This window comes from Sphingobium sp., assembly GCF_036170395.1.
Classification (GTDB): Bacteria; Pseudomonadota; Alphaproteobacteria; order Sphingomonadales; family Sphingomonadaceae; genus Sphingobium.
The window spans coordinates 23,600-45,015 of sequence record NZ_JAVHPD010000071.1; the positions used below are offsets into that span (position 1 = coordinate 23,600).

General features: G+C 65.8%; 21 protein-coding genes. 5 read left to right on the forward strand and 16 right to left on the reverse strand.

All coding sequences use genetic code 11. The features are described from left to right. Window positions 1-80: 80 nt before the first annotated feature. Both V2B31_RS17935 and V2B31_RS17940 read left to right on the forward strand, forming a co-directional pair. The gene (locus tag V2B31_RS17935; RefSeq protein ID WP_328281137.1) at window positions 81-659 is read left to right on the forward strand and encodes a nitroreductase family protein; all 579 of its coding nucleotides are present in this window, start codon (window positions 81-83) and stop codon (window positions 657-659) included. Between the two features lie 71 nt (window positions 660-730). Further along, a complete protein-coding gene (locus tag V2B31_RS17940; RefSeq protein WP_328281139.1) occupies window positions 731-1,075 on the forward strand; it encodes a GntR family transcriptional regulator in 345 nt (114 codons plus the stop codon). Window positions 1,076-1,155: 80 nt separating this feature from the next. Here V2B31_RS17940 and V2B31_RS17945 read toward each other — a convergent pair whose 3' ends face one another. From V2B31_RS17945 to V2B31_RS17980, 8 genes are all read right to left on the reverse strand, one after another. Beyond that, on the reverse strand, window positions 1,156-3,180 hold the full coding sequence (locus tag V2B31_RS17945; RefSeq protein WP_328281141.1) for a tetratricopeptide repeat protein: 2,025 nt from the start codon (window positions 3,178-3,180) through the stop codon (window positions 1,156-1,158). Beyond that, window positions 3,180-4,550, reverse strand: a complete 1,371-nt coding sequence (gene prsR, locus V2B31_RS17950; protein ID WP_328281143.1) for a PEP-CTERM-box response regulator transcription factor — start codon at window positions 4,548-4,550, stop codon at window positions 3,180-3,182. The genes V2B31_RS17945 and prsR overlap by 1 nt, the downstream gene beginning before the upstream one ends. Next, on the reverse strand, window positions 4,550-6,640 hold the full coding sequence (gene prsK / locus V2B31_RS17955) for an XrtA/PEP-CTERM system histidine kinase PrsK (protein WP_328281144.1): 2,091 nt from the start codon (window positions 6,638-6,640) through the stop codon (window positions 4,550-4,552). Before prsK ends, prsR begins: the two co-directional genes overlap by 1 nt. A 13-nt stretch (window positions 6,641-6,653) precedes the next feature. After that, a complete protein-coding gene (locus V2B31_RS17960) occupies window positions 6,654-8,042 on the reverse strand; it encodes a TIGR03013 family XrtA/PEP-CTERM system glycosyltransferase (protein ID WP_328281145.1) in 1,389 nt (462 codons plus the stop codon). Between the two features lie 159 nt (window positions 8,043-8,201). Continuing rightward, entirely contained in the window at window positions 8,202-8,498 is a 297-nt protein-coding gene (locus V2B31_RS17965) for a hypothetical protein (RefSeq protein ID WP_328281146.1), read from the reverse strand. A 56-nt stretch (window positions 8,499-8,554) separates the two neighbouring features. Next, entirely contained in the window at window positions 8,555-9,211 is a 657-nt protein-coding gene (locus tag V2B31_RS17970; RefSeq protein ID WP_328281148.1) for a sigma-70 family RNA polymerase sigma factor, read from the reverse strand. 114 nt (window positions 9,212-9,325) lie between these two features. Beyond that, window positions 9,326-9,460, reverse strand: coding sequence for a hypothetical protein (locus V2B31_RS17975; protein WP_328281149.1), 135 nt, complete (start codon window positions 9,458-9,460; stop codon window positions 9,326-9,328). 73 nt (window positions 9,461-9,533) lie between these two features. Then, window positions 9,534-10,325, reverse strand: coding sequence for a response regulator (locus tag V2B31_RS17980; protein ID WP_328281150.1), 792 nt, complete (start codon window positions 10,323-10,325; stop codon window positions 9,534-9,536). Window positions 10,326-10,632: 307 nt separating this feature from the next. Between V2B31_RS17980 and V2B31_RS17985 the strand changes: the two genes are divergently transcribed. Then, window positions 10,633-10,851 (forward strand): NepR family anti-sigma factor, encoded by a 219-nt coding sequence (locus tag V2B31_RS17985; protein ID WP_328281151.1) that lies wholly within the window; start codon window positions 10,633-10,635, stop codon window positions 10,849-10,851. Between the two features lie 88 nt (window positions 10,852-10,939). Then, window positions 10,940-12,445 carry a sensor histidine kinase gene (locus V2B31_RS17990; protein WP_328281163.1) on the forward strand — a complete coding sequence of 502 codons (1,506 nt, stop codon included), beginning with the start codon at window positions 10,940-10,942 and terminating at the stop codon, window positions 12,443-12,445. A gap of 50 nt (window positions 12,446-12,495) precedes the next feature. Here V2B31_RS17990 and tgt read toward each other — a convergent pair whose 3' ends face one another. After that, window positions 12,496-13,626: a tRNA guanosine(34) transglycosylase Tgt gene (tgt, locus tag V2B31_RS17995; protein WP_328281152.1), complete on the reverse strand. Its 1,131-nt coding sequence runs from the start codon at window positions 13,624-13,626 to the stop codon at window positions 12,496-12,498. A gap of 43 nt (window positions 13,627-13,669) precedes the next feature. Further along, window positions 13,670-13,849 carry a hypothetical protein gene (locus V2B31_RS18000; protein ID WP_328281153.1) on the reverse strand — a complete coding sequence of 60 codons (180 nt, stop codon included), beginning with the start codon at window positions 13,847-13,849 and terminating at the stop codon, window positions 13,670-13,672. Window positions 13,850-14,087: 238 nt separating this feature from the next. Between V2B31_RS18000 and V2B31_RS18005 the strand changes: the two genes are divergently transcribed. Continuing rightward, window positions 14,088-15,044 (forward strand): crotonase/enoyl-CoA hydratase family protein, encoded by a 957-nt coding sequence (locus V2B31_RS18005; protein WP_328281154.1) that lies wholly within the window; start codon window positions 14,088-14,090, stop codon window positions 15,042-15,044. Between the two features lie 74 nt (window positions 15,045-15,118). On the opposite strand, the gene msrA is transcribed toward V2B31_RS18005, so the two are convergent. The 6 genes from msrA to V2B31_RS18035 form a co-directional block, all read right to left on the reverse strand. Then, window positions 15,119-15,652 carry a peptide-methionine (S)-S-oxide reductase MsrA gene (msrA, locus tag V2B31_RS18010; protein ID WP_328281155.1) on the reverse strand — a complete coding sequence of 178 codons (534 nt, stop codon included), beginning with the start codon at window positions 15,650-15,652 and terminating at the stop codon, window positions 15,119-15,121. 41 nt (window positions 15,653-15,693) lie between these two features. Then, window positions 15,694-17,400 (reverse strand): long-chain-fatty-acid--CoA ligase, encoded by a 1,707-nt coding sequence (locus V2B31_RS18015; RefSeq protein WP_328281156.1) that lies wholly within the window; start codon window positions 17,398-17,400, stop codon window positions 15,694-15,696. A 138-nt stretch (window positions 17,401-17,538) separates the two neighbouring features. After that, window positions 17,539-18,222: a DUF1013 domain-containing protein gene (locus tag V2B31_RS18020; protein ID WP_328281164.1), complete on the reverse strand. Its 684-nt coding sequence runs from the start codon at window positions 18,220-18,222 to the stop codon at window positions 17,539-17,541. Window positions 18,223-18,337: 115 nt separating this feature from the next. Further along, complete coding sequence (locus V2B31_RS18025) at window positions 18,338-19,366, reverse strand: glycosyltransferase family 4 protein (RefSeq protein ID WP_328281157.1); 1,029 nt, start codon at window positions 19,364-19,366, stop codon at window positions 18,338-18,340. Window positions 19,367-19,492: 126 nt separating this feature from the next. Next, a complete protein-coding gene (locus tag V2B31_RS18030) occupies window positions 19,493-20,365 on the reverse strand; it encodes a UDP-2,3-diacylglucosamine diphosphatase (RefSeq protein ID WP_328281158.1) in 873 nt (290 codons plus the stop codon). Between the two features lie 253 nt (window positions 20,366-20,618). Continuing rightward, window positions 20,619-21,416: FAD-dependent oxidoreductase (locus V2B31_RS18035; RefSeq protein WP_328281159.1), on the reverse strand; the 798-nt coding region annotated here is incomplete at its 5' end.

Genomic DNA, 21,416 nt, shown 5'->3' on the forward strand with positions numbered 1-21,416 from the left:
CCTAGAGCCATGTGGTTCATCCTGTCAAAAGGACCGCTTGCCCTTGCGTCCCTCCGTGCGCCGCGCCATGTCTGGCCGCGATGTTCAACGATCGCTCCACACCCCTTTCGCTCCTCCAGACCCGCCGTTCGGGCAAGCCGCGCGACCTGATCGCGCCCGGTCCCGACGACGCGCAGCTGCGCCAGATATTGGAGGTGGCGCTCCGCACCCCCGATCATGGCAAGCTCGCCCCCTGGCGCTTCGTCATCGTGCCGCAGCATCGGCGCGAAGCGCTCGCCACGCTGCTGGAAGCCGCCTATCGCACCGAAAAGCCCGATGCCGGCCGGCTCGAAATCGAGTCGATGCACCAGTTCGCGCATCAGGCGCCGACCCTTGTGGTCGCCTTGTCCGCGCCCGTCGTCGGCAGCAAGATCCCGCTCTGGGAACAGCAATTGTCCGTCGGCGCGGCGATCATGAACCTGCTCCACGCCACCCATGCGCTGGGCTTTGCCGGCGGCTGGCTGACCGGCTGGCCAACCTACAGCCCGGACGTGCGCGCCGCCTTCGCGCAGGGTCATGAGGCGATCGCCGGCTTTGTTTTCATTGGGACTCCGGGCCGCCCGCAGGAGGAACGGCCCCGGCCAGATTATAACGCGATCGTTTCCGTGTGGGACAGATAATTACCCAGACAAATGGGTCAGCGTAATTTACCAACTTGACCCGCATGGCTGTATTATGGCACTGATGCACTATGGCCGACGACTCGAAGCCCGTCTATCTCCGCTTGCGGGAGATCATCGCCGCTTCCATCCTGGATGGCGAGTTTGCGGATGGTGACCTGCTCCCCTCGGTGCGCGCTTTCGCGGCGGCGCAGGGCGCGAATCCGCTGACTGTCGCCAAAGCCTATCAGAGCTTTCAGGATGACGGCATCGTCGTGGTGAAGCGGGGGGTCGGCATGTTCGTCGCTGATGGCGCGACCCGCCGCCTGCGTGACGCCGAGCGCGAACGCTTCCTCGAAACCGTCTGGCCCCCCGTCGCCGCCCAGATGCGCCGCCTGGGTCTCCGCGTCGCTGATCTGGACCTGGCGAAGGCCTGAAGCGCCTTCCTATTGATACGGACACGGTGCTCCTGCGAAAGCAGGAGCACGGATGTTCAATCACATCAGGACTGGCCCGCCTACAGCGCCCTCAGCGCCTCCAACGCCTCATCCCGGCCAGCAAATCCCGGAACCCGCGCCGCACGGCCCAGCGCCAGCTTCGCCTCCCCCTTCCGCCCCGCCGCCGCATAGGCCTGCCCCAGATGCATCTGGAGCGCCGGCGCGCCCGGAGCCAGCGCCACCGCCTTTTCCAGCAGGTCGACCGGTGCAGCGCCCTTATCTCCCGTGCGCAGCAGCACCCAGCCCAGCATGTCCGCCGTCACCGGATTGCCCGGCATCAGCCGATAGCCATGGGCCGCATAAGCCCGCGCCGCGGCCTTGTCCCCGCTCTCCAGCGCCGCGCGGGCAAGGTCGGCCATCAGCACCGCGTCATTGCCGCCGATCTGCGCCTGCACCGCGCGCAGCATCCGCAGCGCCGTGCGCCAATCCTCCGCCTGAAGCGCCATGGCCCCGGCCAGCCGCTGCGCCTCCACATCATTAGGGTTCTGCGTCAGGAACAGCCGCACCACCTGGCCCGCGCGCGCGGGATCGCCCGCCCGTCCCCAGGCCGCCGCCAGCCGCAACGCCGCCGCCCGGTCGAACCGGATGTTCGCCGCCGCCTCATAGGCGCGCGCCGCCTCGCCCGCCTGTCCCGCCGCGCCCAGCGCGTCGCCCAGGATCAGCCAGGCGTCGGGCGCGCCGGGATTGGCGCGGCTCAGCAGTCGCGCCCGCTCCACCGCCTCGTCGCTCCGTCCGCCGCTCAGCAGCGCGCGGATATAGGGGATATTGTCGCGCGCGGTTGCGACACTGGCCGGCGGCGACGAATCGCTTGAGGCGATGAACGGATCGGCCGCCGCCCGCACCGGCCAGGCGGCGCGCGCCAGCATGTCGGCCGCCATCACCCGGTCGCCCATCGCCTCCTGCGCCCGCGCCGCCAGCGTCAGCACATAAGGATCGGCGTCGCGCTGCGCCACGATCGGCGCGAGCGTCGCGGCAGCGCCGGCATAATCGCCGTTCAGATACTGCGCCTTGCCCAGCAACGTCCGCGCCGCCCGATTGTCGGGCTGCGCCTCCACCAGCGGCGCGAGCGCCTCGGCCGCCAGCACCGCATTGCCTTCGCCCAAGTGCAACACCCCGCGCAGCAGCCGCGTCGCCGGCTCGCCATCCAGCCGCCCCTGCGTCCGCTCCAGCAGCTTGCGCGCCAGATCATCTTCCCCGGCCCGCGCGGCCATCACCGCCTGAAGCATCCAGGCGCGCGGGTTCGCCGGATCGAGCGCCAGCAGCCGGCGACTAAGGCTCAGTGCCTTGCTCGCCTGCCCCGCATCGGCCAGCGTCGCGGCATATTGCTCCAGCGTCGGCACCGCATCGGGATTGGCGGCGAGCGCCCGGTCGAACCAGGGCAGCGCCGCCATCAGCCCATATTGCGCGCGGGTCAGCTCGCCCCGCAGCGTCAGCGCCTTGGCGCTGCCCGGCGACAGCGCCGCCGCCCGGTCGGCGGCGGCAATAGCACCCGCCTGATCGCCGACCGCCAGCCGCAACCGCCCCAGCTCCACCCATGTCTCGGGATCGTTCGGCGCGGCCGCCAGCGCCTGCTCCAGCGCTCGCCGCGCACCGGCCGCATCCTCCAGCATCAGCGCCGCCCGCGCTGCCACCCGCCCCGCCGCCACTGCCTGATCGGCGGGCAGGTCGGTCGCCCTGGCCTCGCGCAACGCCCCCGCCGCGTCGCCCTGCAAGAGCAGCGCCCGCGCCATCACCGCGCGCGTCTCGGCGGCAGGCATCCCCAGCGCCCGCGCCCGCGCGACCTCCGCCTGCGCGCCCGCGCCATCGCCCAGCTCAACGAGCGCCGCTGCCTGCGCCGCGCGTGCGCGGGCCGACCGTGGATCGCCCTTGATCGCGTTCATCAGCTCGACCCGCGCCGTCCGCGCGTCGCCCTTGTCCAGCGCGGCCAGTCCCCGCGTCAGCGCTGCGCTGCCGTCCCGCTCATGCGCGCGCCATTGCCACAGCCCCGCGCCGCCCAGCGCCAGCGCCGCCGCTCCGGCGATCAGCAACAACCGCGACCGGCGCATCAGCCCTGCCCCTGCATCTGATACTGCTTCAACAGGTCGTAGAGCGTCGGCCGGCTGATCCCCAGCATTTTGGCCGCGCCCGATATATTGCCGTCGGTGCGCGCAATCGCGCGGCGGATCGCCCGGCGGTCCGCCATCTCCCGCGCGGCCTTCAGGTTCACCATCTCGGCCCCCTCGACCCGATCCTCGTCCAGATCGAGGTCGGCCGCTGTGATGAGCTTGCCGTCCGCCATGATGATCGCGCGCTTCATCCGGTTTTCCAGCTCGCGCACATTGCCCGGCCAGCCCCAGGCGTCGAGCGCGGCGAGCGCATCGGGGGCCAGCCCCTTGACCTGCGGGTTCAGATCGCGGGCGAACCGCGTCAGGAAATGCCGCGCCAGCAGCGCCGGATCGCCCGGCCGCTCGCGCAGCGACGGGATACGCACCACAATCTCCGCCAGCCGATAATAAAGATCCTCGCGGAAGCTGCCCGCGACGATCATCTCTTCCAGATTCTGGTGGGTGGCGCACACGATCCGCGTATCCACCGCGATCGGCGTCCGTCCGCCGATCCGCTCGATCACCCGCTCCTGAAGGAAGCGCAGCAGCTTCACCTGAAGCGCCAGCGGAATGTCCCCCACCTCGTCCAGGAACAAGGTGCCGCCCTGCGCCTGTTCGATCTTGCCCGGCGTCGTCTTGACCGCCCCGGTGAAGGCGCCCTTCTCATGCCCGAACAGTTCCGATTCCAGCAGCGTCTCCGGGATCGCCGCGCAGTTGATCGCCACGAATGCCCCGCCCCGGCGCGGGCTGGCGTCATGCAGCCCTTGCGCCAGCAACTCCTTGCCCGTCCCGCTCGCGCCCAGCAGCAGCACGGAAACATTGGCGCTCGCCACCCGCTCTACGGTGCGCGCGACCTTCATCATCTCGGGCGCGCCGGTAATCAGGCGGCCCAGCACGCGGCCATCCTCCGGCGCGGTCTCGGCCAACCGCGCATTCTCCCGCTCCAGCGCATGGACATGGAAGGCGCGCCGGACGATCAGGCCCAGTTCGTCTATATCAACCGGCTTCTGGTAGAAGTCATAAGCGCCCCCGGCGATCGCATCCAGCGCGCTCTCCCGCGCGCCATGGCCCGACGCTACGATCACTTTCGTATCGGGCTTGATCTTCAGCATCTCGGCCAGCGTGGCGAAGCCCTCGCTGGTGCCGTCGGGATCGGGCGGCAGACCCAGGTCCAAAGTCACCACGTCGGGCGCTTCGGCGCGCAGCATCTCGATCGCTTCCTCGCGATCGCCGGCGATGAACAGCTGATAATCCTCATAGGCCCAGCGCAACTGACGCTGGAGCCCCGCATCATCCTCGACGATCAGCAATTTGGGTCGTGTATCGCTCATCAGGCAGCCTTTTCAACTGTCCCACTCGGTGTTCCCATCAGCAGGCTCGGTGCGAGCGGCAGGCGCAGCGTGAAGCGGCTCCCCTGCCCCGGCTGGCTCTCCACAGCGATCCGTCCGCCCATCGCCTCGGCCAGGGTGCGCGCCTCGAACGCGCCCAGGCCAAAGCCGCCCGCCTTGCTGGAGGAAAAGGGCTTGAACAGTTCGCGCCGCACATAGTCCGCCGTCATCCCGCGCCCCCGGTCGACAATCTCGACGATCGCGTCGCTGGCGTCGGCGGACAGGCGCAGCAGAACCGTCTGGTCGGGCGCGCTGGCATCGATCGCATTTTGCAGCAGATGGACGATGATCTGCTCGACCCGCGCCGGATCGGCCAGCGCCGGCGGCGCATCCCCGCGCACCTCTATCTCGTGCTGCCGCCCCCGGCTCCGCGCCACCTGCTCGATCAGCGCGCGCAGCGCCATCGGGCGCGGCTCTTCCGGCCGCCCCTTATTATGCTGCGACAGGCGGGCGAGCATGTCGTTCATCTTGCCCACCGATTCCTTCAGCGTCAGCACCATGTCGGCGCGGAATTCGGGATTGTCGGCATGGCGCTCAGCATTGCGGGTCAGCAGCGACAATTGGCTCACCAGATTCTTGATGTCGTGCGCGATGAAGGCGAAGCGGCGGTTGAACTCGTCGAACCGCTGCGCGTCGCTCAGCGCCTGCTGCCCCTGCGCCTCGCTGATATGGGTTGCGGCCTGCCGCCCGGCGGCGCGCAGCATGTCCAGATCCTCCCAGTCGAGCTGCCGGTCCACCGGCGGCCGCGCCAGCAGGATCGCGCCGATCAGCCGGCCATAATGCAGCAGCGGCACCAGCGCCCAGGCCCGCCGGTCGCGCATCATCCATTCGGGCAGGTCGATCCCCCGCTCCGCCGTGGGCAACCGCGCGAAATCCACGATCCAGCCGCTCTGCTCGATCGTCGCGGCCGCCTCCGGCGACACCGGCCCTGCGCCAGCCGGATCAGCGCCCCAGTTCCATTCCGTCTCGACCGAGAGGCCGCCGCGCTCGTCGCGCAGCAGCAGCATCGCGGCCGGGCTGTCCGTAATATCGGCGACCGCCTTCGCCACCCGCTCGCCCAACGGCGCGGCATCCTCCCCCGGCCGTCCGATCGTCTCGCCGAAACGCATCCATTCGGTGCGATAATCATAGCGATGCTGGAAGAAATGCTTGGCGACCTGCACCTTCCAAAGCGCCCGCAGCCGGGGCGACGGCAGCAGCACCAGCGCGCTCACCGCCGTGAAGAAGACGGCGGCGATCTCCACCACCCGCGCATAGGGGCCGGCGATCAGCTCGATCAGCACCGCCACCGCGCTCAGCGCCAGCACATAGAGGCAGGCTGCCACGACCGACAGCGACTGGAAGGTGATGGCGCGCGACAATTGCAGCCGCCCTCGCACCCCCTTGCGCAGACCCACCGCTATCACCGGCGCGAGCAACGCCATCAGCAGCCCGCGCATCGCATAAAGCTCGCCGACATGGCGCGGCACGAAATAGCAGATGGCGTAGAGGTTGAGGTCATAGGTCCACATCGCCGCCAGCGCGCCCAGCACCAGCGTGATCCCGCCCCGCTCGCGCGAGGGCCAGTTGCTGTAGAGATGATGGAGCAGCAGCAGATTGCCGATCGCGGTCATCATCCGCAGAATCAGCGAGGTGAGGACCAACGCCTGATGCACGTCGCTTTCGACCGGCAGGCCGCGCCACACCAGGTCGGTGAAGGTCTGGAGCAGGATCAGCCCGGCCACGGCGGCGTAGAGCGCGACGACCGGCCGGCTTATCCCGCTGCGCCCCGCCGGCCCCCGCCGCAGCATCAGGAACAATGCCAGCAGCCACGCCGCATTGCGGATGCTCTCGCCTATGCCCGACAGAGGCTTCGATACCCCGCCAAACGAAACGTAGAGCGCCCAGCAGGATGTCAGCAGCAGCGCGACCGCCAGCAGCCGCATGTCGGCCGCGTCCTCGCGCCGGCGCAGCAGGAATATGCCGAGCGCCGCAAACAGCACGGCCGCCAGCGCATGACCCCAGTCACCGATAAATTGCAGGAGCACGCCCATCGGCCGCCGCTCCTCAGCGCGCGCCGTCGGGCCAGAGGATGACCCGCACCGTCTGGATCAGGATCAGCAGGTCCAGGAAGGGCGTGTAATTCTTGGCATAATAGAGGTCATATTCCAGCTTGTGCCGCGCATCCTCGATCGACGCGCCATAGGGATAATTGATCTGCGCCCAGCCGGTTATGCCGGGCTTCACCATATGCCGCTCGGCATAGTAGCGCAGATGCTGTTCCAGATCCTCGACGAACTGCCGGCGCTCCGGGCGCGGGCCGACGAAGCTCATCTCGCCCTTCAGCACCGTCCAGGTCTGCGGCAGTTCGTCGATCCGCAGCTTGCGCAGCCAGTAGCCCAGCCGCGTGATGCGCGGATCGTCCTTCTCCGCCCATACCGCGCCGGTCGCGACCTCCGCGTCCTGCCGCATGGTGCGCAGCTTCACGATCCAGAATTCCTGCCCGTAAAGCCCGACACGCTGCTGGCGGTAGAAGGCAGGCCCCTTGCTGTCCATCTTCACCAGGATCGCGGCGATCAGAATGACCGGCCCGGTCAGCAGCAGCAGGATCGAACTGGCGATGATGTCGAACAGCCTCTTGGCGATGCTGGACAAGCGGCGGCCGGCGGAAAAACCGTCGGAAAAGATCAGCCAGCTCGGATTGACGCTGGCGAGGTCCACCCGCCCCGTCTCGCGCTCCAGGAAGGTCGACAGGTCGTTCACATGGACGCCGGTGGTCTTGATCCGGAGCAGGTCGGCCATCGGAATGGCGTTGCGCCGCTCCTCCAGCGCGAGCACGACTTCGCTTGCGTTGAGGCGCACGACAAAGTCGGACAGGTTGAAGATCGCGTCGCGGTTGATCGCCTCGGGGATCACCTGCGGCCCGTCATTCATCGCGATATAGCCGACCACCAGAAATCCCGATCCCCGGCGCTCCTCCAATTGCTTGATCCGCGCCGCGCGATTGCCCGCGCCCAGCACCACCAGCCGCCGCTTGAACGCCTCGCCGCCCAGCATCGAGCCGAGCATCAGCCGCACCATAACCAGCAGCGCCAGCGCCAGCCCCATCGCGTAAAGCGAATTGGAGCGCCATAGGGTCATGCCCGGCATCAGGAAATAGAGGACCGACAGGAATATGACGCCCAGCGACACAGCGACGATCAGCCGGGCGAAGGCGAAGCGCAGCGACTGAAGCGCTTCGGTGCCATAGACGCCGACCGCGATCATCGCCGTCTGAACCGCGACGGCGAAGCTCAGCAGCGGACCGATCCGCGTCATGATATGCTCGATATCCATGCCGATCTGGTGCGCGCGCAGCACCCATCCGGTCTCGGCCGCACCCAATAGCAGCACGAAATCAAGCAGCCCCAGCAGCAGCACCGCATGGGGCACATAATGTTTGAACAGCCTGATCATCGTCGCTCTGCCCTGCGGGCGACCGTTGCGGCGCGCCCTTTGATGCCGGGCATCAGCTTACAGGCGGGTGTAAGATTATCCGACATAGGCTCACCCTGCCGGAAAATCGCAAAGAAATGCTGAATATTCGCCGGATGCGGCGCGATTTATAGGGTTTGTCTAATCCGCATGGACGATCTTCAGGCGCAACCGATCCTTATCGTCCTGGTCGCGCAGCCGGTCGGCGGCGGTCTTCGCTGTGTCGCCCATGGCGCGGGCGGCATCGTCGACGACGCTCGCCGCCCTTGTCACCGCCTCGGCGCGGCGGTCCTCGCGCGCCTCGCGGGTGAGATAGAAGAAGATGATCGCCAGGATCAGCGCGATGACCACCAGCGCGAATATGACGCCGCTGCCGCGCTCGCCTTTGTTGACCGGCTCGGGCGGGCCGCGGTCGGGCGGAACAGGATCTTCGAACATGATGCGTCTCCTTGCCCCCGCATATAAGGGTCGAGCGACGCGCGCGGTCCCGATCGTCATTCCTCGTCGGAGGCGGGTGCGGTGCCGATAGTGCGACCGCGGCTCAGGCGATCGACATCTTCCATGATCTCGTCGAGCACAGCGCCTTCGGTCGTCTCCTGCGTCCGGCGCGACGGCAAATCGCCATGCTCCATAATCTGTTCCAGCGCTGCGCGCCCACGCGCCACCCGGCTCTTGATCGTGCCGACGGCGACACCGCAAATCTCGGCCGCTTCCTCATAGGCGAAGCCGCCGGCGCCGACCAGGATCAGCGCCTCGCGCTGCGGCTGGGGCAGTTGCAGCAGCGCGCGCTGCATGTCGCTCAGCTCCACATGCTTGTCCTGCCCGGCCGGCGCGGCGAGGATGCGGTCTGCGGTCAGATCATCCCAATCGCCCCGAAAGCGCGACCGGCGCATCTGCGACAGATAATGGTTGCGCAGGATGATGAAGGTCCAGGCGCGCATGTTGGTGCCCGCCTGAAACCGCGCCCGCGCCGCCCAGGCCTTCAGCAACGTCTCCTGAACCAGATCGTCGGCCAGGTCGCGATTACCCGACAGCGACCGGCCGAACGCACGCAAGTGCGGGATGACCGCCGCAAGCTCGCGCTTGAAGTCCGAATCGGACAGCTGCGCCCGTTCCTCGAACGCGCTGATTTCGGTCACGTCGTCATTCATCGCAGCATTCCCTGCGCCGATCGTCGCTCTCGCCGCATGAACCGACCTTGTCAAAGCCATATAAGCGTCCGCACCCTGAACCATAAATCATTGAATGGAAAGACCCGTCCCGGTCTAGCGCCAGATCACCAGCGACAGCATGGCGATGACCGCCAACGCCAGCGAAATGACAAGGACATAGCGCACGATATGCGGGGTCGATCCCGCCCGCGCCTCGTCGGTGGAGACATGCTGTTCCGGCTCGGCCATTGCCCTACTCCCGATCGTTACGCATCATTAACGCGGCGGGCGGAGGGCGGTTCCCGATTATCTGGCGGCCGCGTCAAGCCGGAGCGGTTGCCTCGTCGAAGAACAAAGCCTGCGAAATCGCGGCCTTGACCGTCGATCGCTGAAACGGCTTGGTGATGAGGAAGGTCGGCTCGGGCCGCTCGCCAGTCAGCAGCCGCTCGGGGAAAGCGGTGATGAAGATAACAGGGACGGAAAATTCCGCGAGTATGTCCTTGACCGCATCGATGCCGCTGCTGTCGTCCGCCAATTGGATATCGGCCAGCACCAGACCGGGCCGGTCGGCCATCGCCTCGCGCACCGCATCCTCGCGCGTCACCGCGATCGCGGTAACGTCGTGGCCGAGATCGCGGACGATCGTCTCGATGTCCATGGCGATGATCGGCTCATCCTCGATGATGAGCACCTTGGCGCGCGTCTGCGCCTCGATCTCGCTCAGCGCCTCCTCGACCAGCGCCTCGACCTCATTGGTGTCCATGTCGATCAAATAGGACACGTCATCGACGGTGAAGCCCTCCAGCGCCGTCAGCAGCAGCGCCTGGCGCGGCAGCGGCGTCAGCCGGGCAAGCCGCGCCTGCGCGATCGCCTCGCGGCTGCCGCCCACCGACACCGGCACATCCTCCAGATGCGACGACGACCAGATGGCATGAAAGGTCTTGTAGAGGCCGAGACGCGGATCGACGTCGCTCGGAAATTCCTCGGGCGCCGCCACGATCGCTTCCAGCGCGGCACGGACATAGGCGTCGCCATGCGCCTGACTCCCAGTGAGGGCGCGGGCATAGCGGCGCAGGAAAGGCAGATGGGGGTGCAGTTGCTGTCCAAGCGACATTGTCAAATCGTCTCCCTGCCCATGTCGGGCGTCCTCGTCCCGCAGCAGCGGCGTCGACGGGGAGGATGGAATGCGAATGCTGTCATGGCAAGCCCCGTCCCCCCTCGTCGCCGCCGTGCAAAGGGGCAGCGCAAAAAATGCTTGAGTTGCCGGAACCAACGAACTGGCGATTTGTTTCGCACCCAGATGGTTTTTTTGGCGCTGCCGCGATTTAACCGATCGGAGCGGTTGCGTTGAATGTGCGTTAGCTGTTTATGTCGCGGGAAGTGCGGCCGCATGTATAGAGATTGTTAAAGAGGGGCTGATTTTGGTTTCTTCAATCAGGGAGCGGGACGCGGGCGGTAACGGTGGCGAAGCCGGGGTCGCGGCGTCGGAGCCGAAGGTCAGGGCCGTATCTCCCCGGAAAAAACGCGCCCCGGCCAAGGAAGACGGCCATGTCTCCCAAGCGCTCAAGACCGTCTATCAGCGTGCGGTCGATGAGGATATTCCATCCGAAATGCTGGACCTGCTGAGCAAGCTGGACTGAGCCAGTCATGAACGGGGGCAGCCTTCCTCCGGCAGCCCGCTCCGAAACGGGATCGCTGCTGCGATTTTTCCAGTCCACCGGCGTCAAGATGTTCCTCATCCTGACGCTCGCATTGTTGCCTCTGGGCCTCATCGCCCTCGTCGCGTCCCTGCAGGCGATCCGCGGCGCGGACCTTGAAAAGGAAGCGCTGCTTCGGGTTGCGGTGACGCAGAGCGCCCGCAAGCTCACCGCCGATCTTCAGTCGGACCGCACAGCCCTGCAACTCAGCGTCAATGCGATGGCGAGCGGCCGCGCCGACACCGGCATGTGCGGCCGCCTCCGCTTCTTCCTGACCACGCAGGACAAGGGCGCATTATTCTACATCTATGATCGTAACGGCAAGCGCCTGTGCGCCTCGCCCGAGCCCGAACCCGAAGGCATCGCTGTAAAGGACCGGTTCGATCGACCGCTGGCGCTGCTCCTCCCCGCCGCCCAATATCTCGTGACGCGCGTGCGCAGCAGCGACGGCCGGGTGGTCGCGCTCACATATTATGGCCGCGCCCATCTCGAAAGCGTCGCCGATCCCGCCACGGCGCTCCAGAACCGGCAACTGGTGCTTAGCCAGGGGGCACGCCGCCTCGTTATCAGCCGCCCCAGCTCGATCCGCGACGGACAAAGCACCAGCCTCTCGGCCCGGCTAGACCCCCCCGACATCGTCCTGACCATGACGATCCGCGATCCGCCCGCCACGCTCGCGCGGATGCTCTCGCTCTTCCTGCCGCTCGTGATGTGGTTCGCGGCGGCGGCGGTCGGCTGGTTCGTCGTCAACCGCCTGCTAATCCGCCCGCTCGTCCTTCTGCGCCGCGTCGTCGCCGCCCATGAGCCGGGCGAAGTACTGGATCCCATGCAGCGGGTCCGCACCCCCGCGCAGGAGATCATCGCTCTGGGCGACACCTTCCGCGAAATCAGCGAGGATGTGGCGACGCACGAGGCGGAGATGGCCGAAAGCCTCGAAACCCAGCGCAAGCTCACCCGGGAGGTCCATCACCGGGTCAAGAACAACCTCCAGATCATCGCCAGCCTCATCAGCCTTCATGCGCGCGGCGCGCATGATCTGGAAGCGATCGAAGCCTATGCCTCGATCCAGCGCCGGGTCGATGCGCTCTCGGTCGTCCATCGCAACCATTTTGCCGAGCTGGAGGAAAATCGCGGCGTGGGCGTGCGCGCGCTTATCAGCGAATTGTCCGCCAGCCTGCGCGGCACCGCACCGGCCCATGCCCGCCGCTTCGCCATCCAGATCGAAAGCGACAATCTGCACATCAGCCAGGATGTCGCCGTGCCGGTCGCCTTCCTCGTCACCGAACTGGTCGAACTGGCGATGATCCTCGCACCGGGCGGCAATATGCGGATCAGCGTCCAGCATGACCCTGAACGGGACGACCGCGCCGTGCTGTCGATGCAGTCGGTCGGACTCCAGGCGTCGGACGAGATGAGCCAGCTGCTCACCGAACGCTATGGCCGCGTCCTCACCGGCCTCTCGCGCCAGCTCCGCGCACCGCTCGACTATGACGGCGATCGCGGCCGCTACGCCATCGCCATAACGGTCATCGCCTAGATCATCGAGCCTTTGATCTGACCCGTGGTTCGGATTTGACGCTCGATGCTTTAAACCCGCTGATATTGGCGGCGGAAATCAGCGGCGAAGGTAGCGAAGCGCCCACCGGCGATGCTTTCTCGGATCGCCTGCATCAGTTCCTGGTAGAAATGGATGTTGTGCTGGGTCATCAGCATTGCCCCCAGCATCTCGCCCGCCTTCACCAGATGGTGCAGATAGGCGCGGCTCCACGTCGCGCATACCGGGCAGCCGCAGAGCGGGTCGATCGGCCCCTGATCCTCATTGAACTTCGCGTTGCGGATATTGAGCGGCCCCGCCCAGGTAAATGCCTGCCCATTGCGTCCCGACCGGGTCGGCAGCACGCAATCGAACATGTCGATACCGCGCTCCACCGCGCCGACGATGTCGTCGGGCTTGCCTACCCCCATCAGATAGCGGGGCCGGTCGGCGGGCAGCATGTCGGGCGCGAAGTCGAGCGTGGCGAACATCGCTTCCTGCCCCTCGCCCACGGCCAGCCCGCCCACGGCATAACCGTCGAAGCCGATCTCGATCAGCTTCTCCGCCGAAACCCGCCGCAGCCCCTCGTCCAGCGACCCTTGCTGGATGCCGAACAAGGCTGCCCGTTCGGCGTGCTCGCCGCCCGCGTCGAATCCGTCGCGCGATCGCTTCGCCCAGCGCATCGATCGCTCCATCGATCGCCCCGCCTCGTCATGGGTGCAGCCATTCCTGGTGCATTCGTCGAACGCCATGACGATGTCGCTGTCCAGCAGGCGCTGGATCTCCATCGATCGTTCGGGTGTCAGCATATGCTTCGACCCATCGATATGGCTCGAAAAGGCGACGCCCTCCTCGCTCATCTTGGTGAGCGCACTGAGGCTCATCACCTGGTATCCGCCGCTGTCGGTCAGGATCGGCCGGTCCCACCCCATAAAGCCATGCAGCCCGCCCAGCCGCGCGACCCGCTCGGCGCCGGGCCGCAGCATCAGATGATAGGTGTTGCCCAAGATGATGTCGGCGCCCGCCGCGCGCACCTCGGCCGGCCGCATCGCCTTGACGGTTGCGGCGGTGCCCACGGGCATGAAGGCGGGCGTGCGAATGTCGCCCCGGCGCATCTGGATCATGCCGGTGCGCGCCTTGCCGTCGGTGGCGCTGATCGAGAAGGAGAACCGCGGTCTGCTCATCGCGGCGCTCTACCGGCCCGCGATACGCCGCACAAGACGGCGCTCAACCTGCCCGGCGCACGCCCTCGAATAATGCCATGGCGTCAATATGGAAGCCCTCGACCCGGCGATAGGGGCCGATGAAGCGCAGGCAGTCGGCCGACAGCCGCAGCGGCCACGGATCACCCTGCGCATCATGCAGAGCGAGGGTCACTGGGGGGGAAGGACGACGCGGTTCGATCATGCACCGATGCATAATTAATAAAGGTTAACAAAGACCTGCGCCGCGAAACTTACATAGGTCACAACCCGCTTTTTGTGCCTTTTGCGCAACAAGCCGGCATTTCGCGCGGGTTTATGGCTGCTGCGATGCAACAGTCATCATCAAAAATGGTTAACACCCTGTCAATCCTGTGCCGATTGGTTGCATCCTGCCACGCGCGCTTGTTGTGGTCTGACCGCACAAGAAAATGGGGACGCACATGATTGATTCTGGACGGTTTCATCCCGGCCGAGACGATGCGGAGGACGTATCGGACGCGCATCTGGTCGACAGTGGCGACCGACCGCCGCTTGCCGCTGCGGAAACGCCGCTCGCCGCCGCCTTCCGCCAGTCCACCTTGTTCGATCTGGGGCAGATCGACGTGCGCTGGGATGCCGACCTTGCGACTCTCTGGGCCTTCATGACCCCGCACGAGCGCCCCAATTCCAACATGGGCCTGATTCGCGACACCATGGCCTGGCAGCGCGAAAGCCGCCGGGTGTTCGGCGAAAAGGGCGGGCTGCTCAAATATATGGTGCTGGGCTCGCGTTTCCCCGGCGTATTCAACCTCGGCGGCGACCTCGAAATGTTCGCCGAATGCATCCAGCGGCGCGATCGCGACACTTTGCTCAAATATGGCATCGCTTGCTGCGAGATCGTCGACCGCATCTGGCACTGCAACGACATGAACATCATCAATATCGGCCTGGCGCAGGGCGATGCGCTCGGCGGCGGCTTGGAAGCGCTGATGTGCTTCGACGTCATCATCGCCGAGCGCCAGGCGCGCTTCGGCCTGCCCGAAGTGCTGTTCGGCCTTTTCCCCGGCATGGGCGCCTATTCCATCCTCTCGCGCAAGGTCGGCCCGGTGCAGGCCCGGCGGATGATAACGGACGGGCGCATCTACACCGCCGAAGAGATGTGCGACATGGGCGTCGTCACGCAGGTGGTCGATACCGGGGAAGGCGAAGCCGCGACTGCCGCCTGGATTCGCGATCATAGGCCGCATCATGCCGGCTATGTCGGCATCAACCGCGCGGGCCGCCGCGTGAACCCGATGACGCTCGACGAACTCATAGACATTGTCGAAACCTGGACCGACACCGCTCTGTCCCTGTCCGACCGCGACCTGCGCATGATGCGCCGCCTCGCTGCCGCCCAGACCAAGCTGCGGCACTGACGGCGCTTACACCAAGCTGCGTAAATGAGAACTTATAGCCCCTCCCCTTAAGGGGAGGGGAGAATTGCTAAATCTTACCCCTCGATCCGCTCTGCAAAGCCCTTGCGCAGCTTGGCGAGCTTGGGCGGGATCACCGCCATGCAATAGGGGTTTCGGTCGCCGACGCGGTCCCAATATTTCTGGTGATAATCCTCCGCCGGATACCAGGGCGCGTCCGGCTCGATCGCCGTCACGATCGGCGCCTTCTGGTCCGCCTGCGCCCGTTCGATGCCCGCGCGCGCCTCCGCTTCCTGCTCGGGAGAATGGGGGAAGATGGCCGATCGATATTGCGTGCCGATGTCGTTGCCCTGACGATTCAGCGTCGTCGGATCATGCGTGGCGAAGAAGATGTCGAGCAGATCGCCATAGGAAATCACATCCGGGTCGAACGTCACCCGGATCGCCTCGGCATGGCCGGTATCGCCGGAACAGACCTGCTCATAGGTCGGATTCGGCTTCGTCCCGCCGATATAGCCGCTCTCGACCGAGCTAACGCCTTTCAAATTCTGATACACCGCCTCGGTGCACCAGAAGCAGCCACCCGCCAGCGTCGCGATCTCTTGCGCCATCGTCATTCCTTTAGTTCGATTGGCCGCAAAGATAGGAAGGCTCAGGCCGCCGTTCCAGCCTCCGCCAGCCGCGCCGCCGCCTTCGCCCGCTCTTCGGCGACCAATTCCTTGCGCGACAGCTTGCCGACCAGCGTCTTGGGCAGATTCAACCGCACCTCCACCTCGCACACCCGCTCATGCTTGCCCAGCTGCGGATTGAGCCATTCCTTGAGTGCCGCGCCGCCGATCTCGAAGCCCTCGTTCAGAGTCACGAACGCCTTGGGCTGCTCGCCGCGATAGCGGTCGGGCACGCCGATCACCAGCGCCTCCTTGACCGCCGGGTGATGATACAGCACCTGCTCGACCTGGCTCGGGAAGACCTTGAAGCCGCCAACCGCAATCATGTCCTTCAACCGATCGACGATCTTCACATAGCCGTCCTCGTCGATCAGGCCGACGTCGCCGGTGCGCACGTACTCGCCGACGAACACTTCGGCGTCAGCATCGGGCCGGTTCCAATAGCCCTTCATGATCTGAGGCCCGGCAAAGAGCAACTCACCCGGTTCGCCCTCTGGCGGGGGCCTAGTGGGGTCTTCGCGGTCCACCAGCTTCACCCTTGTGCCCGGCACCGGCTGCCCCACCGTCCCGCTCTTGTTCAGCCCCTCATAGGGGTTGGTGCAGACGATCGGGCTGGTCTCGGTCAAGCCATAGCCCTCGATCAGCTGCGCGCCCGTCACCGCCTCGAACTTCTGCTTGAGTTCGAGCGGCAGGGGCGCCCCGCCCGAAATGCAGGCCCGCAGCGAGGAAAAATCGATGTTGCGGATTGCCGGATGATCCAGCAGCGCCTGGAACATGGTCGGTACGCCGGGCAGCGATGTCGCCTTCACCCGCTGCACCGCGGCCAGCACCTGCGCCGCGTCGAAGCGCGGCAGCATCACCATCTCGCCGCCATTCACCACCGTCCGGTTGAGCGTGCAGGTATTGGCGAACACATGGAAGAAGGGCAGCACCGCGATGATGCGGTCCGCCTGATGCTGATGGGGATCGATCGCCTGCGCCTGCCGCGCATTGGCGGTCAGGTTCTGGTGAGTCAGCATCGCGCCCTTGGGCGTGCCGGTCGTCCCGCCCGTATATTGCAGCAGCGCGACATCGTTGACCGGATCGATCTCCGCCACCACGCAGTCGCCCGCATTGGCGATCAGCCGGTCATAACGCAGCACGCGCGGATCGTCAGGCAGTTCGACCGTCTCGGCCGCCTTGAACCAGCGGAACAGCAGCGATTTGACCGGCGAGAGCATTTCGGCGACCGACCCTACTACCAGCTTCTGGAGACTGCTCTGCTCCAGCACCTCCAGCGCCGTGGGCAGCAGCGCCTTGGCCGACAGGGTGAAGAGGATCTGCGTCCCGCTATCCTCGACCTGATGCTCCAGCTCGGCGGCGGTGTAGAGCGGCGAGAAGTTGACGACGATCGCGCCGGCCATCAGCGCGCCATAATAGGCCGCGACATAATGGGGCGTGTTGGGCAGATAGAGGCCGACCCGGTCGCCCTTCTTCACGCCCATCGCCTGCAATCCGCAGGCGATCCGGCGGATCTGCGCCATCATGTCGCCATAGCTGAATTTTCGGCCCATGAAGTCGATCATGTGGGCCTGCGGATGAGCGGCGGCGCTCGCGCTCACCATCGCGCCCATCGACAAGGGGGGGAATGTCTGGTCCCAGACCGTGGGGTGCTGGTACCGCTCTCTCCAGATTTTTTCTACGCTCTCCATGGGCAAAGTCTATGGAGGCTTGCTGCTTTACGCAAGCGTCAACCCAAGCGAAGGGGCCGCGCCATGGATAGGCGCGACCCCTTGTAGATTGCCGCATTGTTGCGCTGTGGTCAAAGCGTCGGCGATGACGCTACGGCATCAAGCGTCGCTCCGGTTCCCGCCGAACGGATCGAGAATCGTCGCCGCGCCGGAAATAAATTCGGACTCGCTCTTCAGCGCCTCTTCGGCGCGCCGGGCATTGTCCTCGCGCTCCCGCCGCAATTCCTCGATCAGTGCCTCGCGGTCGCCGTCCAGCCGCGAATCGGTCGGTGCTTCGATGCCGGCCTTCTTCGCCGCCTTCGCCACCAGCGCGTCCAGCTCGCGCTGCGAACACAACCCGAGCGTCACAGGGTCTTTCGGCGTGATGTTGCTGATGTTCCAGTGCGTCCGGTCGCGGATCGCCGCGATCGTCGTGCGCGTGGTGCCAATGAGCTTGCCGATCGCGCCGTCCGACACTTCGGGATGGTTGCGCAGGATCCAGGCGATGCCATCGGGCTTGTCCTGCCGCTTGCTGACCGGCGTGTAGCGCGGCCCCTTGGTGCGGCGGACCGGCTCGGGGCCTTTCAGCATCTTGAGCTTGTAATCCGGGTTCGCCTCGCCCTTGTGGATTTCCTCCATGGTGATCTCGTGCGCGCGCACCGGATCGCGGCCGGTATATTTGGTGCCGGCGGTATCGTCGGCGATCGCCTGCACTTCAAGGATGTGAAGCCCGCAGAATTCCGCGATCTGGTCGAAGCTGAGCGCGGTATTGTCGACCAGCCAGCTGGCGGTCGCATGGGGCATCAGGGGCTGGGACACGGGGACTTTCTCCGGCGTAAAAACGATAAGGGCCGCCCAAGCAGGGCGGCCGCGACGGGGGAGAGATAGTGCATCCCTGCCTTTCCGGCAAGGAAAAGCGTCAGGCGGCGCTGTCCATCACATCGGGGTCGATGGCGTGCAGCCCGGACAGAAACTCCTGCGCGCTGCGTTCCCAGCTGAAGCTGCGGCCATAGGCGGCGCAGGCCGCTCGGTCCTTCGTCAGCGCCGCGCCGATCGCTTCGCCCAGCTGCTCGGACAAGGCGCCAGTCTCCGCCGTCACAATGTCCACCGGCCCGGTAACCGGATAGGCCGCGACGGGCGTGCCGCACGCCAGCGCCTCGATCATCACCAGCCCGAACGTGTCGGTCCGGCTCGGAAACACGAACACGTCGGCCCCAGCATAAACGCCCGCCAGATCCTTGCCGAATAGCGCGCCCAGGAACCGTGCGTCGGGATAGGCCCGCTCCAGCGCCGCGCGCGCCGGCCCGTCGCCTACCACCACTTTGGTGCCAGGATGATCGGTCGCCAGGAACGCTTCCAGATTTTTCTCCACCGCCACCCGGCCGACATAAAGCATGATCGGGCGCGGCAGATCGGCGAAGACCTGCGGCGGCGTCGCGTCAGGCGTGAAGGCGCTCAGGTCCACCCCCCGCCCCCATGGCCGCACATTGGGCAGGCCATGCGCCCGCAACTGCTCGCGCACCGACCGCGTCGACACCAGCACCGCCTGCGCCGGCCCATGGAACCAGCGGATATAGCGCCAGAACCAGGCGGCGGGCAGCCCGGTGCGCTGCGCCACATAATCGGGGAAATGGGTGTGATAGGCCGTCGTGAAGGGCACCTTCCCCCGCAGGCACCAGCGCCGCGCGGCCAGGCAGAGCGGACCCTCGGTCGCCAGATGCACCGCATCGGGCCGGAACGCCGCGATCGCCTGTCCCACCACGGTCGGGCGCACCAGCGCCAGGCGGATTTCGGGATAGGTCGGGCAAGGAATGGAACCATAGAGATCGGGCGAGATCACCTGCACCACATGCCCCATCCGCTCCAGCTCCGCCCGGATCGTCTGGAGCGTGCGCACGACCCCATTGACCTGCGGGCTCCAGGCATCGGTGACAATGGCTATACGCATCGATCGGACTACCTTTCTGCTCCCTCCCCTTCAGGGGAGGGTCGGGGTGGGGGCCATCCGTGAAGCGCCAGCCTATCCCGACAGCTCCCAACCCGGCCCCTCCCCTGAACGGGAGGGGGGAATGACCTAAGCCGCGATCCGCTGGCCCTGCAGCTCTTCCACCTTCTCCCGCTTCGCGATCTCGTCGGCCCAGTGCAGCACTTCCATCCGCCCGTCGAAATGCTCGACCAGGGCCGTGCAGCCCTCCACCCAATCGCCGTCATTATAATAATCGACCCCGGCGATCTGGCGCATCTCGGCATTATGGATATGGCCGCACACAACGCCGTCGACGCCCCGCGTCGCCGCCTCATGCGCCACCACATCCTCGAACTTGGATATGAACTCGACCGCGTTCTTGACCTTGTGCTTGGCCATCTTGCTCAGCGACCAATAGGGTAGCCCCATCCGCTGCCGCACGGCATTCACCGCGACGTTCAGCCGCATCATCATCGTGTAGGCAGCGTCGCCGACGAAGGCGAGCCAGCGGTGCGCCAGCATGATCGTGTCGAACTCGTCGCCATGCAGAACCAGCAGCTTGCGGTCGTCGGCAGTCACATGGATGGCCTTGCGCCGGATTTCGACTCCGCCAAAGCTCATGCCGGTAAACTGGCGGAACATCTCGTCATGATTACCGGGGATATAGACGACCCGCGTGCCGCGCTTCGCCCGCTTCATCACCCGCCACACCACGTCATTATGCGTCTGCGGCCAGTAAAAGCGCTTCTTCAGCCGCCATCCGTCGATGATGTCGCCGACCAGATACATGGTATCGCTGTCGACGCTGTCGAGAAAGTCGATCAACATCGCCGCATTGCAGCCGCGCGTGCCCAGATGAATGTCCGAAATCCAGATGGTCCGATAGCGCCGACGCTGCCCTTCCCGCTCAGGGATATGGAGCTTGTCTTCGGCGCCTTCTTCCATATCCGCCAGAAAGGGCAGGCGCGTGATGGCATTCATGATGCGTTCCCCGGAATATACTATCCTCGGGACCGAATCCTTAGCGCCGCATTGTTACAACTCCGCACCGAATATGACGGAAATGCGACGGTTTTGGGCACTAGCCCTTCTCCCTGTGAGGGAGAAGGATACGAAGCCTTGGCGACGAAGGAGCCTAGGCGAAGTTGGATGAGGGGGCACCGGGCTGCGACACTCAAGAAAAAGGGCCGCCAGTCGCCCGGCAGCCCCTCCTCTTCGCAGCACCGCCGCTTAATCACATATGGATCGGCTTGCCCGTCACCGCCATCGCCGCTTCCTTGATCGCTTCGCTGTGCGTCGGATGCGCGTGGCAGGTATAGGCGATATCCTCGCTCGACGCGCCGAACTCCATCGCCTGCGCCGCCTGCGCGATCATCGTTCCCGCGACCGTGGCGATGATCCACACGCCCAGCACCTTGTCGGTCTCGGCGTCGGCGATGATCTTCACGAAGCCGTCGGGCTCATGATTGGTCTTGGCGCGGCTGTTCGCCAGCATCGGGAACTTGCCGACCTTGATCGCGCCTTTTTCCTTGGCCGCTTCCTCGGTGAGGCCGACGCCCGCAATCTCCGGCTTGGTATAGACCACGGACGGAATGACGTCATGGTTCACGATGCCGGTCAGCCCCGCGATATTCTCGGCGACGGCGATCCCTTCATCCTCGGCCTTGTGCGCCAGCATCGGGCCGGGCACCACGTCGCCGATCGCCCAGACGCCCGGAACCTTGGTGGCGAAATCATGGTCGATCTCGATCTGCCCGCGCTGGTTCACGTCCAGCCCGATCTTGTCGAGGCCGAGCCCTTCGGTATTCGGACGCCGCCCGATCGACACCAGCACGACATCGGCCTCGATCGTCTCCGCCTCGCCACCGGCGGCCGGCTCGACCGTCAGCTTCACGCCCTCGCCGACAACCTCGGCGCTCGTGACCTTGGTGCCGAGCTTATACTCGAACCCCTGCTTCTTGAAGACCTTGTTGGCTTCCTTGCGGACTTCGCCGTCCATGCCGGGCAGGATCTGGTCGAGATATTCGACCAC